At 71.4% G+C, this 12,316-nt stretch carries 13 protein-coding genes; 1 reads left to right on the top strand and 12 read right to left on the bottom strand.

What is annotated here, in order from left to right:
- Position 1: 1 nt before the first annotated feature.
- Together ACFYW1_RS33040 and pyrR are read right to left on the bottom strand one after the other, a co-directional pair.
- A complete protein-coding gene (locus ACFYW1_RS33040) occupies positions 2–988 on the bottom strand; it encodes an aspartate carbamoyltransferase catalytic subunit (RefSeq protein ID WP_384225874.1) in 987 nt (328 codons plus the stop codon).
- Positions 989–1,080: 92 nt separating this feature from the next.
- Positions 1,081–1,665, bottom strand: a complete 585-nt coding sequence (gene pyrR / locus ACFYW1_RS33035) for a bifunctional pyr operon transcriptional regulator/uracil phosphoribosyltransferase PyrR (RefSeq protein ID WP_389001626.1) — start codon at positions 1,663–1,665, stop codon at positions 1,081–1,083.
- A gap of 222 nt (positions 1,666–1,887) precedes the next feature.
- On the opposite strand from pyrR, the gene bldD reads away from it, so the two are divergent.
- Positions 1,888–2,388 carry a transcriptional regulator BldD gene (gene bldD / locus ACFYW1_RS33030; protein WP_014044812.1) on the top strand — a complete coding sequence of 167 codons (501 nt, stop codon included), beginning with the start codon at positions 1,888–1,890 and terminating at the stop codon, positions 2,386–2,388.
- Positions 2,389–2,572: 184 nt separating this feature from the next.
- On the opposite strand, the gene nusB is transcribed toward bldD, so the two are convergent.
- From nusB to ruvX, 10 genes are all read right to left on the bottom strand, one after another.
- Positions 2,573–3,004, bottom strand: a complete 432-nt coding sequence (gene nusB, locus ACFYW1_RS33025) for a transcription antitermination factor NusB (RefSeq protein WP_389001621.1) — start codon at positions 3,002–3,004, stop codon at positions 2,573–2,575.
- A 2-nt stretch (positions 3,005–3,006) separates the two neighbouring features.
- The gene (efp, locus tag ACFYW1_RS33020) at positions 3,007–3,573 is read right to left on the bottom strand and encodes an elongation factor P (RefSeq protein ID WP_148833335.1); all 567 of its coding nucleotides are present in this window, start codon (positions 3,571–3,573) and stop codon (positions 3,007–3,009) included.
- A gap of 50 nt (positions 3,574–3,623) precedes the next feature.
- Positions 3,624–4,730, bottom strand: coding sequence for a M24 family metallopeptidase (locus ACFYW1_RS33015; RefSeq protein WP_389001616.1), 1,107 nt, complete (start codon positions 4,728–4,730; stop codon positions 3,624–3,626).
- Between the two features lie 74 nt (positions 4,731–4,804).
- Positions 4,805–5,620: a Pro-rich N-terminal domain-containing protein gene (locus ACFYW1_RS33010; protein ID WP_389001613.1), complete on the bottom strand. Its 816-nt coding sequence runs from the start codon at positions 5,618–5,620 to the stop codon at positions 4,805–4,807.
- A gap of 138 nt (positions 5,621–5,758) precedes the next feature.
- Complete coding sequence (gene aroQ, locus ACFYW1_RS33005) at positions 5,759–6,199, bottom strand: type II 3-dehydroquinate dehydratase (RefSeq protein WP_389001610.1); 441 nt, start codon at positions 6,197–6,199, stop codon at positions 5,759–5,761.
- Positions 6,196–7,842, bottom strand: a complete 1,647-nt coding sequence (gene aroB, locus ACFYW1_RS33000; protein WP_389001607.1) for a 3-dehydroquinate synthase — start codon at positions 7,840–7,842, stop codon at positions 6,196–6,198. Before aroB ends, aroQ begins: the two co-directional genes overlap by 4 nt.
- Entirely contained in the window at positions 7,839–9,023 is a 1,185-nt protein-coding gene (aroC, locus tag ACFYW1_RS32995) for a chorismate synthase (protein WP_389001604.1), read from the bottom strand. Before aroC ends, aroB begins: the two co-directional genes overlap by 4 nt.
- A gap of 146 nt (positions 9,024–9,169) precedes the next feature.
- Entirely contained in the window at positions 9,170–10,006 is an 837-nt protein-coding gene (locus ACFYW1_RS32990; RefSeq protein WP_389001601.1) for a shikimate dehydrogenase, read from the bottom strand.
- The gene (mltG, locus tag ACFYW1_RS32985) at positions 9,993–11,753 is read right to left on the bottom strand and encodes an endolytic transglycosylase MltG (RefSeq protein ID WP_389001598.1); all 1,761 of its coding nucleotides are present in this window, start codon (positions 11,751–11,753) and stop codon (positions 9,993–9,995) included. The genes ACFYW1_RS32990 and mltG overlap by 14 nt, the downstream gene beginning before the upstream one ends.
- A gap of 95 nt (positions 11,754–11,848) precedes the next feature.
- Entirely contained in the window at positions 11,849–12,313 is a 465-nt protein-coding gene (ruvX, locus tag ACFYW1_RS32980; protein ID WP_389001709.1) for a Holliday junction resolvase RuvX, read from the bottom strand.
- Between the last annotated feature and the right edge of the window lie 3 nt (positions 12,314–12,316).

Here is a 12,316-nt window from a genome sequence, read left to right as displayed (position 1 = left end):
GTTACTTGTTCTCCTCGGTACGGGACGGGGCGGCGGGGGCGGCGGGCTCGGATCCGCCGAGCAGGAGGTACAGGACGGCCATCCGGATCGAGACGCCGTTGGCGACCTGTTCGACGGCCGTGCAGCGGTCGGAGTCGGCGACCTCGGCGGTGATCTCCATGCCCCGGACCATCGGCCCGGGGTGCATGACGACGGCGTGCTCGGGCATCTTCGCCATGCGGTCGCCGTCCAGGCCGTAGCGGCGGGAGTACTCGCGCTCGGTCGGGAAGTACGCGGCGTTCATCCGTTCACGCTGCACACGCAGCATCATCACCGCGTCGGACTTCGGCAGCACCTCGTCGAGGCCGTAGCTGACCTCGCAGGGCCACTGCTCCACGCCGACGGGGACGAGGGTCGGCGGGGCCACCAGGGTGACGTGGGCGCCCAGCGTGTTCAGCAGGTGCACGTTGGAGCGGGCCACCCGGCTGTGCAGGATGTCGCCGACGATGGTGATCCGGCGGCCCTCCAGGTCCCGGCCGAGACCGCTGTCGGTCCCGACCAGGCGGCGGCGCATCGTGAAGGCGTCCAGGAGGGCCTGGGTGGGGTGCTCGTGGGTGCCGTCGCCGGCGTTGACGACCGCGCCGTCGATCCAGCCGGAGGTGGCGAGGCGGTACGGGGCGCCGGAGGCGCCGTGCCGGATGACGACGGCGTCGGCGCCCATCGCCTCCAGGGTCAGCGCGGTGTCCTTGAGCGACTCGCCCTTGGAGACGGACGAGCCCTTCGCGGAGAAGTTGATGACGTCGGCGGAGAGGCGCTTGGCGGCGGCCTCGAAGGAGATGCGGGTGCGCGTCGAGTCCTCGAAGAAGAGGTTGACGACGGTACGGCCGCGCAGGGTCGGGAGCTTCTTGATCGGCCGGTCCGCGACCCGGGCCATCTCCTCGGCGGTGTCGAGGATCAGGACGGCGTCGTCGCGGGTGAGGTCGGCGGCCGAGATGAGGTGACGCTTCATCTGGGTGTTCTCCGGAGGGTGGAGGGTGAGGGCGTGCGGGCGTGCGAAAGCCGCCGTACGGGCTCGAAGGGCGTCGTACGGGTGGGGTGCGGCTACTGCTCGCCCGCCGGGGAGGTCTGCTGGACACCGAGCAGCACGGCGTCGCGGCCGTCCTCCTCGGCGAGCTGGACCTTGACCGTCTCCCGCAGCGACGTGGGGAGGTTCTTGCCGACGTAGTCGGCACGGATCGGGAGTTCGCGGTGGCCGCGGTCGACGAGGACGGCGAGCTGCACGGCGCGGGGGCGGCCGATGTCGCCCAGCGCGTCGAGCGCGGCGCGGATCGTGCGTCCCGAGAAGAGGACGTCGTCGACGAGTACGACCAGACGGCCCTCGATGCCCTCGCCGGGGATCTCGGTGCGGGCCAGGGCGCGCGCCGGGCGCAGCCGCAGGTCGTCGCGGTACATCGTGATGTCCAGGGAGCCGACCGGCATCTTTCCGCCGGTGATCTCCTCCAGTTTCTCGGCCAGCCGGCGGGCGAGGAAGACGCCTCGCGTCGGGATGCCGAGGAGCACCACGTCGTCGGCGCCCTTGGCGCGTTCGACGATCTCGTGGGCGATCCGGGTCAGTACCCGGGCGATGTCGGGAGCCTCCAGAACGGGGCGTGCCGCATTGCCGGGGGCTTCATGCTGTGCGTCCATAAGAAACGGACCTCCTTCTCCGCCTCACGGGACGGACCTTAAAGGACGTCGAAATTGCGTCATCCACGTTACCAGGGCTTGCGCGGAGCCCCGGTGGCACCCCCGGGAGGTGTCGGTACGGACCTTTCGGCTTGACGCAGCCAAGTAACGCTGCGTAACCTCACAGTGAGTTACCAGCCACTGCGGCGGAGCCGCAGAATGTTCCAGCGTCCGGGGAGCTTTATGTCCAGCGAATACGCAAAACAGCTCGGGGCCAAGCTCCGTGCCATCCGCACCCAGCAGGGCCTCTCCCTCCACGGCGTGGAGGAGAAGTCCCAGGGCCGCTGGAAGGCCGTCGTGGTCGGCTCGTACGAGCGCGGCGACCGCGCCGTGACCGTGCAGCGCCTCGCCGAGCTCGCGGACTTCTACGGGGTCCCGGTGCAGGAGCTCCTGCCGGGCACGACGCCCGGCGGTGCCGCCGAGCCGCCGCCGAAGCTCGTGCTGGACCTGGAGCGCCTCGCCCACGTCCCGCCGGAGAAGGCCGGTCCGCTGCAGCGCTACGCGGCGACGATCCAGAGCCAGCGCGGCGACTACAACGGCAAGGTGCTCTCGATCCGTCAGGACGACCTGCGCACGCTTGCCGTGATCTACGACCAGTCGCCGTCCGTGCTGACGGAGCAGCTGATCAGCTGGGGCGTGCTGGACGCGGACGCGCGCCGCGCCGTCGCCCACGAAGAGGGCTGACGCCCCGCCGAAGAAACGTACCGCCGTGCCGGTGCGGGTTCCCCCTTCCGGGTGCCCGTACCGGCACGGTTTTTTCGCGCGCGGTCCCGTGTCCGCGTACGTACGACAGCGACCGGGCACCGTACGCCGAAGGGCCCGCGGTCACCCGACCGCGGGCCCTTCGCCGGCTGAACGCCGCCGCGGGTCACTGCTCCCGGCGGAGCTTCGGCTTGAGTTCCTTGAACCGGGCGAGCAGCCCGTTCACGAAGGACGGCGACTCGTCGGTGGAGAACTCCTTGGCGAGCTGGACCGCCTCGTCGAGCACCACCGCGTCCGGGGTTCCGTCCACCCAGATCAGCTCGTACGCACCGAGCCGCAGGATGTTCCGGTCGACCACCGGCATGCGGTCGATCTCCCAGTCCACCGCGTAGGTCGCGATGAGGTCGTCGATGCGGTCCGCGTACTGCGCGTACCCCTCGACGAGCTCCATCGTGTACTCGGTGACCGGGGGCTGACGGCTGTCGGTCCGCGAGTGCCGCACCCAGTCCGCGAGGACCGTCTGCACGGACGCGCCGCGCTGGTCGGCCTCGAAGAGGATCTGGAAGGCGCGCTTGCGAGCCGTGTTACGGGCAGCCACGGTTAGCTGTTCACCCGGCCGAGGTAGTCGCTGGTGCGGGTGTCGACCTTGATCTTCTCACCGGTGGTGATGAAGAGCGGGACCTGGATCTGGTGGCCGGTCTCCAGCGTGGCGGGCTTGGTGCCACCGGTGGAGCGGTCGCCCTGGACGCCCGGCTCGGTCTCCTGGATGACGAGCTCGACGGCGGCCGGGAGCTCGACGTAGAGCACCTCGCCCTCGTGCTGCGCCACGGAGGCGGTGAAGCCCTCGATCAGGAAGTTGGCGGCGTTGCCGACGGCCTTGCGGTCGACGTGGAGCTGGTCGTAGGTCTCCATGTCCATGAAGACGAAGTAGTCGCCGTCCATGTAGGAGAACTGCATGTCGCGACGGTCGATGGTGGCCGTTTCGACCTTCACGCCGGCGTTGAACGTCTTGTCGACGACCTTGCCGGAGAGCACGTTCTTGAGCTTGGTGCGCACGAAGGCCGGGCCCTTGCCGGGCTTGACGTGCTGGAACTCGACGACGGACCAGAGCTGGCCTCCGTCGAGCTTGAGCACCATGCCGTTCTTGAGGTCGTTCGTGGAAGCCACGGTTGCGGAATCTCCTGGACTGAAGCTGGTGGAACGACCGAGGATGCGCGCTAGAGCGCGAGCAGCTCCTTGGTCGTAATGGTGAGTAGCTCGGGTCCGCCGTCCGCCTCGGGGCGCACGACGAGCGTGTCATCGATCCGGACTCCGCCCCGGCCCGGGAGGTGGACCCCCGGTTCGACGGTGACCGGCACACAAGCGTCCAGTTTACCCATGGCCGCAGGTGCCAGCTGCGGGTCCTCGTCGATTTCGAGTCCCACTCCGTGCCCGGTCCACGGCACGAGGTCCCCTCCGTGGTCCGCGGAGTCCAGCAGGTGCCGGGCCGCTCGGTCCACGTCGCGGTAGGCCGCGCCGGGTACGAGGGCCTCGCGTCCGGCCCGCTGAGCGGCGAAGACGAGGTCGTAGAGCTCGATCTGCCAGTCGGCCGGCGCCGTGCCGATGACGAACGTGCGGCCGATCTCGCAGCGGTAGCCGCGGTAGTTCGCGCCGAGACAGACGGAGAGGAAATCTCCTTCCTCCACCCGCCGGTCCGAGGGCCGGTGACGCCCCTGACCGGAATTCGGGCCGGTGGCCACGGAGGTGGGGAAGGCGGGACCGTCGGCACCGTGGTCCACCAGCCGGCGCTCCAGCTCCAGGGCGAGGTGGCGTTCGGTGCGGCCGACCAGGATGGATTCGAGGAGCTCGCCCAGGGCCTGGTCGGTGATCTCGGCGGCGATCCGCAGACAGGCGATCTCCTCCTCGTCCTTCACCACTCGCAGGTGCTCGACGGTGGCGCCCAGGTCGGTCAGCCGCAGCCGGGGCGCGGCCGAGCCCATGGCCCGGTGGCGGGAGACCGTCAGGTGGTGCTCCTCCACGGCCAGGGAGTCCGCCCCGGTGGAGGCGGCGAGGCCGGCGGCCGCCACCGCCGGATCGCCCTCGGGGGTCGGCAGCGGGAGAACGCGCAGCCGGTCGTCGGTGCGCCCCTCGGCGGGGCCGCCGGGCGGGGCCTCGGGGCGGAACAGGACGTCCCCGCCCGGCCCCAGCAGCAGCACGGCCCCCGGTGGCGCCCCGCCCGCGAGATAGCGGACGTTGGCGGGACGGGAGACCAGGGCGGCCGCGGATCCGGCGGCGGCGCACCGGTCGCGGAGCATCCCTCGGCGGACGGCGTACACCTCTGACATGTCACGAGCCTACGAGCGGTGGCACCGGCCTGCTCGGTCAGTGCACCCGACCGGGGCCGTCCGGTGGTGGCGGGCTACCAGGCCGGGGGGCTGGCTATGGACCGGGCGAGGACGTCGTCGAGGACGCGGGCGGTGGTCTCCACGTCGTAGGTGGAGTTGTCGATGATCGGCAGCCCGGAGCCGTACCACCCGGCCATCCTGCCGTGGATCCGGGCGACCTCCTCGTCCGAGAGGCGGCGGTTCCCGCTGCGGGCGGCGTTGCGCTCCAGGACGATCTCCAGGCCCGGGAGCAGGACGACGGGCAGCAGCCCGGGGCCGACGTGACGCTTCCAGCCGCCGAGGCCGACGACCGGCCGGTCCGGGAAGACGGCGTCGTCGAGGATGCAGGAGATGCCGTTGGCGAGGAAGTTGCGGGCGGCGAAGCCGCAGGTGCGACGGGCCAGGCGGTACTGCGCCTCGGAGTTGTCGTTCCATCCGGACTGCGGGTCGGCGAAACCGGAGCAGACCCATTCGCGGACGTCGTCGAGGCTGACGTGGGCGGTGGGGACCCGGCGGCGGCTGGCCCAGAGCCTGGCCACGGTGGTCTTGCCCGCGCCCGCGGGGCCGATCAGCAGGACGGCGAGCGTCGCGCCGCCGGTGCCGGGTTCGGCGGGCGGGGCGGGCAGCGGGACGGGACCGGCGGGCGGCAGCTGGACGTGCCCGGTGGTCTCCCTGGCGGGCGGCGCCGGGGCGTGGTTCGGGGCCGGCCCGCTCCAGCCCTGGGGCGTCGGCGGGGCGGTGGGCGGCGGTGGCCCCGGCGGGCCGGGGTGCTGGGACTGGTGCGTCCAGCCGACGGGCCCACTGCCGGGGCCCTGGGGCGGCGGCAGCGGAGCCCCCACTGCGTGCTGCATCCGGTGCCACTCCGTCTCGTACAGGCAACTGGCGCTGATGGGACGGCAACCGTACCGTCCCCGGCCGCCACAAGGACAACGGCCGGGGGCGGTCCGCAGTGCCCGATCGGCCGGTATTCCGCCCGATCCGCCGGTCCGTCAGCCGGTCAGTTCGTCCGCGAGGGCGCGCAGGGCCAGGCGATAGGAGCCGATGCCGAATCCGGCCACGGTTCCGGTCGCCACCGGTGCGATCACGGAATGGTGGCGGAATTCCTCCCGTGCGTACGGGTTCGAGATGTGCACCTCGATCAGCGGGGCGGTGCGCTGGGCCGCCGCGTCCCGCATCCCGTACGAGTAATGGGTGAACGCCCCCGGATTGACAATGACCGGAATTGAACCGTCCGCGGCCTCGTGGAGCCAGCGGATCAGCTCGCCCTCGTCGTTGGTCTCGCGGACGTCGACGTCGAAGCCGAGCTCCTTGCCGAGCTCCTGGCAGGTCTCGACGAGCCCGGCGTAGGACGTGGCGCCGTACACGTCGGGCTCGCGGGAGCCCAGGCGGCCGAGGTTCGGCCCGTTGAGGACGAGGACCCGGCGGGTCACGCCGACACCTCCCCGTAGGCGGCGAGCAGCACGGCCGGGTCGGGGCCCTCCAGCACGGTGGGCTTGCCGAGGCCGTCCAGGACGATGAAGCGCAGCAGGTCGCCGCGGGACTTCTTGTCGACCTTCATGGTCTCCAGGAGCTTGGGCCACTGGTCGCCGCGGTAGGTCAGCGGCAGGCCGACGGACTCCAGCACGGTGCGGTGCCGGTCGGCGGTGGCGTCGTCGAGGCGTCCGGCGAGCCGGCCCAGCTCGGCGGCGAAGACCATGCCGACCGAGACGGCGGCGCCGTGGCGCCACTTGTAGCGCTCGTTCTTCTCGATGGCGTGGGCCAGGGTGTGGCCGTAGTTGAGGATCTCGCGCAGCCCGGCCTCCTTGAGGTCGCTGGAGACGACCTCGGCCTTGACCTTGATGGCGCGCTCGATCAGTTCGGCGGTGTGCGGCCCGGCGGGCGTACGGGCGCCCTCCGGGTCCGCCTCGACGAGGTCGAGGATCACCGGGTCGGAGATGAAGCCGGCCTTGATGACCTCGGCCATGCCGCTGACGTAGTCGTGCACCGGCAGCGAGTCCAGCGCCGCGAGGTCGCAGAGGACCCCGGCCGGCGGGTGGAAGGCGCCGACGAGGTTCTTGCCCTCGGCGGTGTTGATGCCGGTCTTGCCGCCGACGGCCGCGTCGACCATGGCGAGCACGGTCGTGGGCACGGCGATCCAGCGCACTCCGCGCAGCCAGGTCGCCGCGACGAATCCGGCCAGGTCGGTGGTGGCACCGCCGCCGACACCGACGATCACGTCGGTGCGGGTGAAGCCGGTCTGTCCGAGCGCCTTCCAGCAGTACGCCGCGACCTCGACGGTCTTGGCCTCCTCGGCGTTGGGCAGCTGGATCGCGATGGCCTCGTAGCCCTGCTCGGCGAGGTCCTGACGGACCGCCTCACCGGTCTCGGCGAGCGCCTCGGGGTGCAGCACCGCGACCCGCTTGACGCGGTCGCCGATGAGTCCGGGCAGTTCGCCGAGGAGCTGCCTGCCGATCAGCACGTCGTACGGGTCGGTGCCCGCGCTGCCGGCGATCGGGATGCGGATGGGGCCCTGCTCGGTCATGGGTGTGCTCTCCCGGCCGGGGGTGACGGGGTCGTCCGTGCGTTCCGGCAGTTCCAGTGCGTCGAGGATCGCCTGGGCGACCTCTTCGGGGGTGCGCTCGTCGGTGGCGACGGTCGCCCGCGCCACCTCGGTGTACAGGTGACGGCGGGCGTCCATCAGCTCGCGCCACTGCCGGCGCGGGTTGACGGCGAGCAGCGGGCGGGCGGTGTTCAGCCCGACCCGCTTGACGGCCTCGTCCACCTCCATCGAGAGGTAGACGACGGGGTGGTCGGCCAGCAGGGCGCGGGTCGTCGCGTCGAGCACGGCGCCGCCCCCGAGCGAGAGGACGCCGGTGTGCTCGGCGAGGGCGGTGTGCACCGCCCGGCGCTCCAGCTCGCGGAAGTGCTCCTCGCCCTCGTCGTAGAAGATCTCCGGGATCGGCTTGCCGGCCGTGGCCACGACGTCCGCGTCGGTGTCCCGGTAGCCGGTGCCGAGCCGGTCGGCGAGCAGTTCCCCGACCGTGGACTTGCCGACGCCCATCGGGCCGACGAGGACGACCAGCGGGCCGCTCATCGGATCTGGAGGTGGTCGAGGTACGACTGCACGTTGCGCCGGGTCTCGGCGACGCTGTCGCCGCCGAACTTCTCCGCGACGGCGTCGGCCAGGACCAGTGCGACCATCGCCTCGGCGACGATCCCCGCGGCCGGAACGGCACAGACATCGGAGCGCTGGTGGTGCGCCTTGGCAGGCTCGCCGGTGACGACGTCGACGGTGGCGAGCGCGCGCGGCACGGTCGCGATGGGCTTCATCGCGGCGCGGACCCGCAGCAGCTCACCGGTGGTGAGGCCGCCCTCGGTGCCGCCGGAGCGGCCGGAGGCGCGCCTGATGCCGTCCTCGGTGACCAGGATCTCGTCGTGCGCCTTCGAGCCGGGCACCCGGGCCAGGTCGAAGCCGTCGCCGACCTCGACGCCCTTGATCGCCTGGATGCCCATCAGGGCCCCCGCGAGCCGGGCGTCCAGCCGACGGTCCCAGTGGACGTGCGAGCCGAGGCCGACGGGCACGCCGTACGCCAGCACCTCGACGACGCCGCCGAGGGTGTCGCCGTCCTTGTGGGCCTGGTCGATCTCGGCGACCATCGCATCGCTCGCGTCGGTGTCCAGGCAGCGCACCGGGTCGGCGTCGAGCCGCTCGACGTCGGCGGGCGTCGGGTAGACCCCGTACGGCGCCTTCGCCGCGGCCAGCTCGACCACATGGCTGACGATCTCGATGCCGGCGGTCTCCTTGAGGTACGACTGCGCGACGGCGCCGAGCGCGACGCGGGCCGCCGTCTCCCGGGCGCTGGCGCGCTCCAGGATCGGCCGGGCCTCGTCGAAGCCGTACTTCTGCATGCCCGCGAGGTCGGCGTGGCCGGGTCGCGGGCGCGTCAGCGGGGCGTTGCGGGCCAGTTCGGCCAGTTCGGCGGGGTCGACCGGGTCGGCCGCCATCACCTGCTCCCACTTGGGCCACTCGGTGTTGCCCACCATCACGGCGACCGGGGAGCCCATGGTGAGACCGTGGCGCACCCCGCCGAGGAAGGTGACCTCGTCCTTCTCGAACTTCATCCGCGCACCGCGGCCGTAACCGAGCCGCCGCCGGGCGAGTGCGTCCGCCACCATCTCCGTGGTGATCGGGACGCCGGCGGGAAGACCCTCCAGCGTCGCCACGAGTGCGGGGCCGTGCGACTCCCCCGCGGTCAGCCAGCGCAACCTGCTCAACGGTGCTCCTCATGCTCGCGCCTGGAACTGCGACGGCGCGACCGGGTGCGCGGCCCTGGCCCGCCGCCCCGATCCTCCCACGGCCGGGGGCCCGGACCGGTCGCCGGTCCAGCAGACGGACGCATCGCACCGGCGGGTGCGGGGGTTCAGCGGGCGGCGAGCGCCGTTTCCCCGGCCCGTCGCATGGCCGCCAGCGGGGCGGGCGCACGGCCCGTCATCTGCTCGACCTGGAGGACGGCCTGGTGCACCAGGAGGTCGAGACCTCCGACCACTGAGCCGGATCGGTCCGCCCAGGCCGCGGCGAGCCCGGTGGGCCAGGGCTCGTACAGCACGTCGAAGAGGGTGCCCGGCCGGTCCGGCACGGCGGCGGCCAGGGCGTCGGTGGCCCCGGCCGGGGTGGTGGCGATGACCAGGGGGGCCCGCAGTGCCTGCTCGGCGTCCGCCCAGTCGGCGATCCGGACATCGACGCCGAGGCGTTCGCCCCAGCCACGCATCTCCCGGCCCCGCTCCTGGCTGCGGACGTACGCCGTGACCGGTCCCGCGCACATCCCGGCCAGCGCGGCGAGCGCCGACGAGGCGGTCGCGCCCGCGCCGAGGACGGCGGCGGTCTCGGTCTTCTCCACCCCGCGTTCGCGCAGGGCGGCGACCATGCCGGGGATGTCGGTGTTGTCGCCGGTCCGCCGGCCGTCCTCGGCGAGGACGACGGTGTTGACCGCCTCCACCGAGGCGGCGGTCTCGCTGACGGAGTCCAGCAGCGGGATGACCGCCCGCTTCAGCGGCATGGTCAGCGAGAGCCCGGCCCAGGTGGCGTCGAGTCCCTCGATGAATCCGGGAAGCGCGGCCTCGTCGATCTCGAACCGCTCGTACGACCAGTCGGTGAGGCCGAGCTCGGCGTACGCGGCCCGGTGCAGGACCGGGGAGAGCGAGTGCGCGATGGGCGAGCCGAGGACGGCGGCGCGGTGGCGCCGGTCAGCCGAGGCCATGCTTTTCCTTGAACTTGTCGTTGAGCTTCTCGTGCTCGGCGGCGGTCTTGGTGAAGTCGGTCTTCTTGCCGTCGAGCGAGATGAAGAACATCCACCCGTCACCGGTCGGGTTGAGCGTCGCCCGCAGGGCTTCGTCGCCCGGGTTGCCGATCGGTCCCGGCGGAAGGCCCTCGTGGTAATAGGTGTTGTACGGGTCCGGATTGGTCCGGATCTCCTTCGTACTGATCTTGATCTTGCTCTGGTTGTTCAGGTAGTTGAACGCGGAGTCGAATTCGAGCTTGCGGTTCGTGACCGTGTTGTCCGGCTTGAGGCGGTTGTACACGACCTCGGCCATCTTGCGGAAGTCGTCGTGCGTGAGCCCCTCCGCCTGGACCAGGCTGGCGACGGTGAGGACCTCCCAGGGCCCGTCCAGCTTGTGCTTCTTGGCCGTCGCCTCGAGGTCGAGCTTGCCGTACTCCTCGTTGGCGCGGGAGACCATCTTCTTCAGGATGCTCTCCGGCTTGGTCTCCTTGGTGACCGGGTAGGCGGCCGGGAAGAGGAAGCCTTCCAGCGGGTCCTTGATGTTCTTGCCGTCGCTCGCCCACTTGGGCAGTCCGAGGTCGGACGCCTCCGACTTGGCGATCCCCTTGGTCGTCCCCTTCTTGAGACCCAGCTTCTTGTCGACCATCTCGTAGACGTTGACGTTGCGGGTGCCCTCGGGGATCACCAGGAGGTTCTGGCTGTTCGGGTCGACCATCATCTTCACGGCCTCGGCCGCGGACATCTCCTTGCGAAGCAGATAGACGCCCGCCTGGATCGACTTCCCCTTGGGGTTCTCGTTCTGCGCGGAGACGAAGGCGTCGACGCTCTTGACGACACCCTTCTTCTTCAGGATGTTGCCGATGTCGTAGCCGAAGGCGCCCTTCTCGATCTCGACCTCGACCTCGCCGGTGCCCTTGCCGGTGTAGTCGGGCGCCGCGCCGAACTTGTCCTGCCAGTACGAGTAGCCGAAGTAGGCCGCCCCGCCGAGGCCACCGACCAGGACCAGCGAGACCACCAGACAGGCGAAGCCGTTGCGGCTCTTCTTCTTGCCCTTGCCGCCACGGCGTTCGCCCCCGCCCCGGCCGCCGCGGCGGGAGGCACGCGAGTCGTCCTCGTACTCCTCGTCGTCCTCGACGTCCTTGTTCTTGCCGTCGGGGTCGTCGGAGCCCGTGAAGAAGGGGTGGGTCTCCTCCGGCTGGGCTTCCGGGTCCCAGTCGGGGTTCTGCGCCGGAGCCTGCTGGGGAGCGGCCTCGCGACGGCCCGGGGGCTGCGGCGGCGGGTACGCCTCCGGCGTGCCGTAGTAGTCGGAGGTCTCGCCGTAACCGCCCTGCCCGCCGTACGGGTCGGCCTGGTGCGCGTCATAGGGCATCGCGGCCTGCTGCCCGGTGTCCCAGCCGGTGTTGCCGTACTGGGGCTGCTGAGGCTGCTGGACCTGTTGGGCCTGCTGGGCGTAGGGGTCCTGCTGGGCCCCGTACGCGGGCTGCTGCGGGTAGTGCTGCTGCTGTGCGTAGGGGTCCTGCGACTGCTGTGCGTACGGGTCCTGCGGCTGCTGGGCGTAAGGGACCTGCTGCTGGTGCGTGTACGGGTCCTGGGGGTAGGACTGCTGCTCGCCGCCGTACTGGCCCTGGCCGTGGGCGGACTGCTGTCCTCCCCACCCCTGATCCCCGTACAAGGGGTCCTCGGGATGCCACGGTTCGGAGCCGGGGCCCCGGCCATACTCAGTCATCGATCCCCTAGAGCCGCGAGACGACGTTCCGTCTCTTTGCTGTGCGGCCCTGTGGAAGGCGCCGCCGCATCGCGCGGAACGTTACCGTATCGCGATCAGACAACCACTTCGACGCCTTCGCCCGGAGGCATGCCCGACGCCCGTTCGGACTCCAGAGCGTTCTGAAGGATCACCACAGCGGCAGCTTGGTCGATGACGGAACGGCCTTTCTTGGACTTCACGCCCGAAGCGCGCAGCCCCTGACTGGCCGTCACTGTGGTCATCCTCTCGTCCACCAGGCGCACCGGAACGGGTGCGACCGAGCGGGCGACCTCCTGGGCGAAGACCCGGATCTTGGCGGCGGCCGGTCCCTCGCCGCCGCCGAGGGACCGCGGGAGGCCGATGATGATCTCGATCGGCTCGTACTCCTCGACGATCTGCCCCAGCCGCCGGTGGGCCGCCGGGACGTCACGTCCCGGAACGGTCTCCACCGGCGTGGCGAGGATCCCGTCGGGGTCGCACGAGGCGACCCCGATCCGGGCGTCCCCGACGTCGATCGCGAGCCGGCGACCGCGACGCATCTC

This window comes from Streptomyces sp. NPDC002669, assembly GCF_042889165.1.
Classification (GTDB): Bacteria; Actinomycetota; Actinomycetes; order Streptomycetales; family Streptomycetaceae; genus Streptomyces.
The sequence above is the reverse complement of the archived record's forward strand: the minus strand, read 5'-3'. Positions and strand labels throughout refer to the sequence as shown.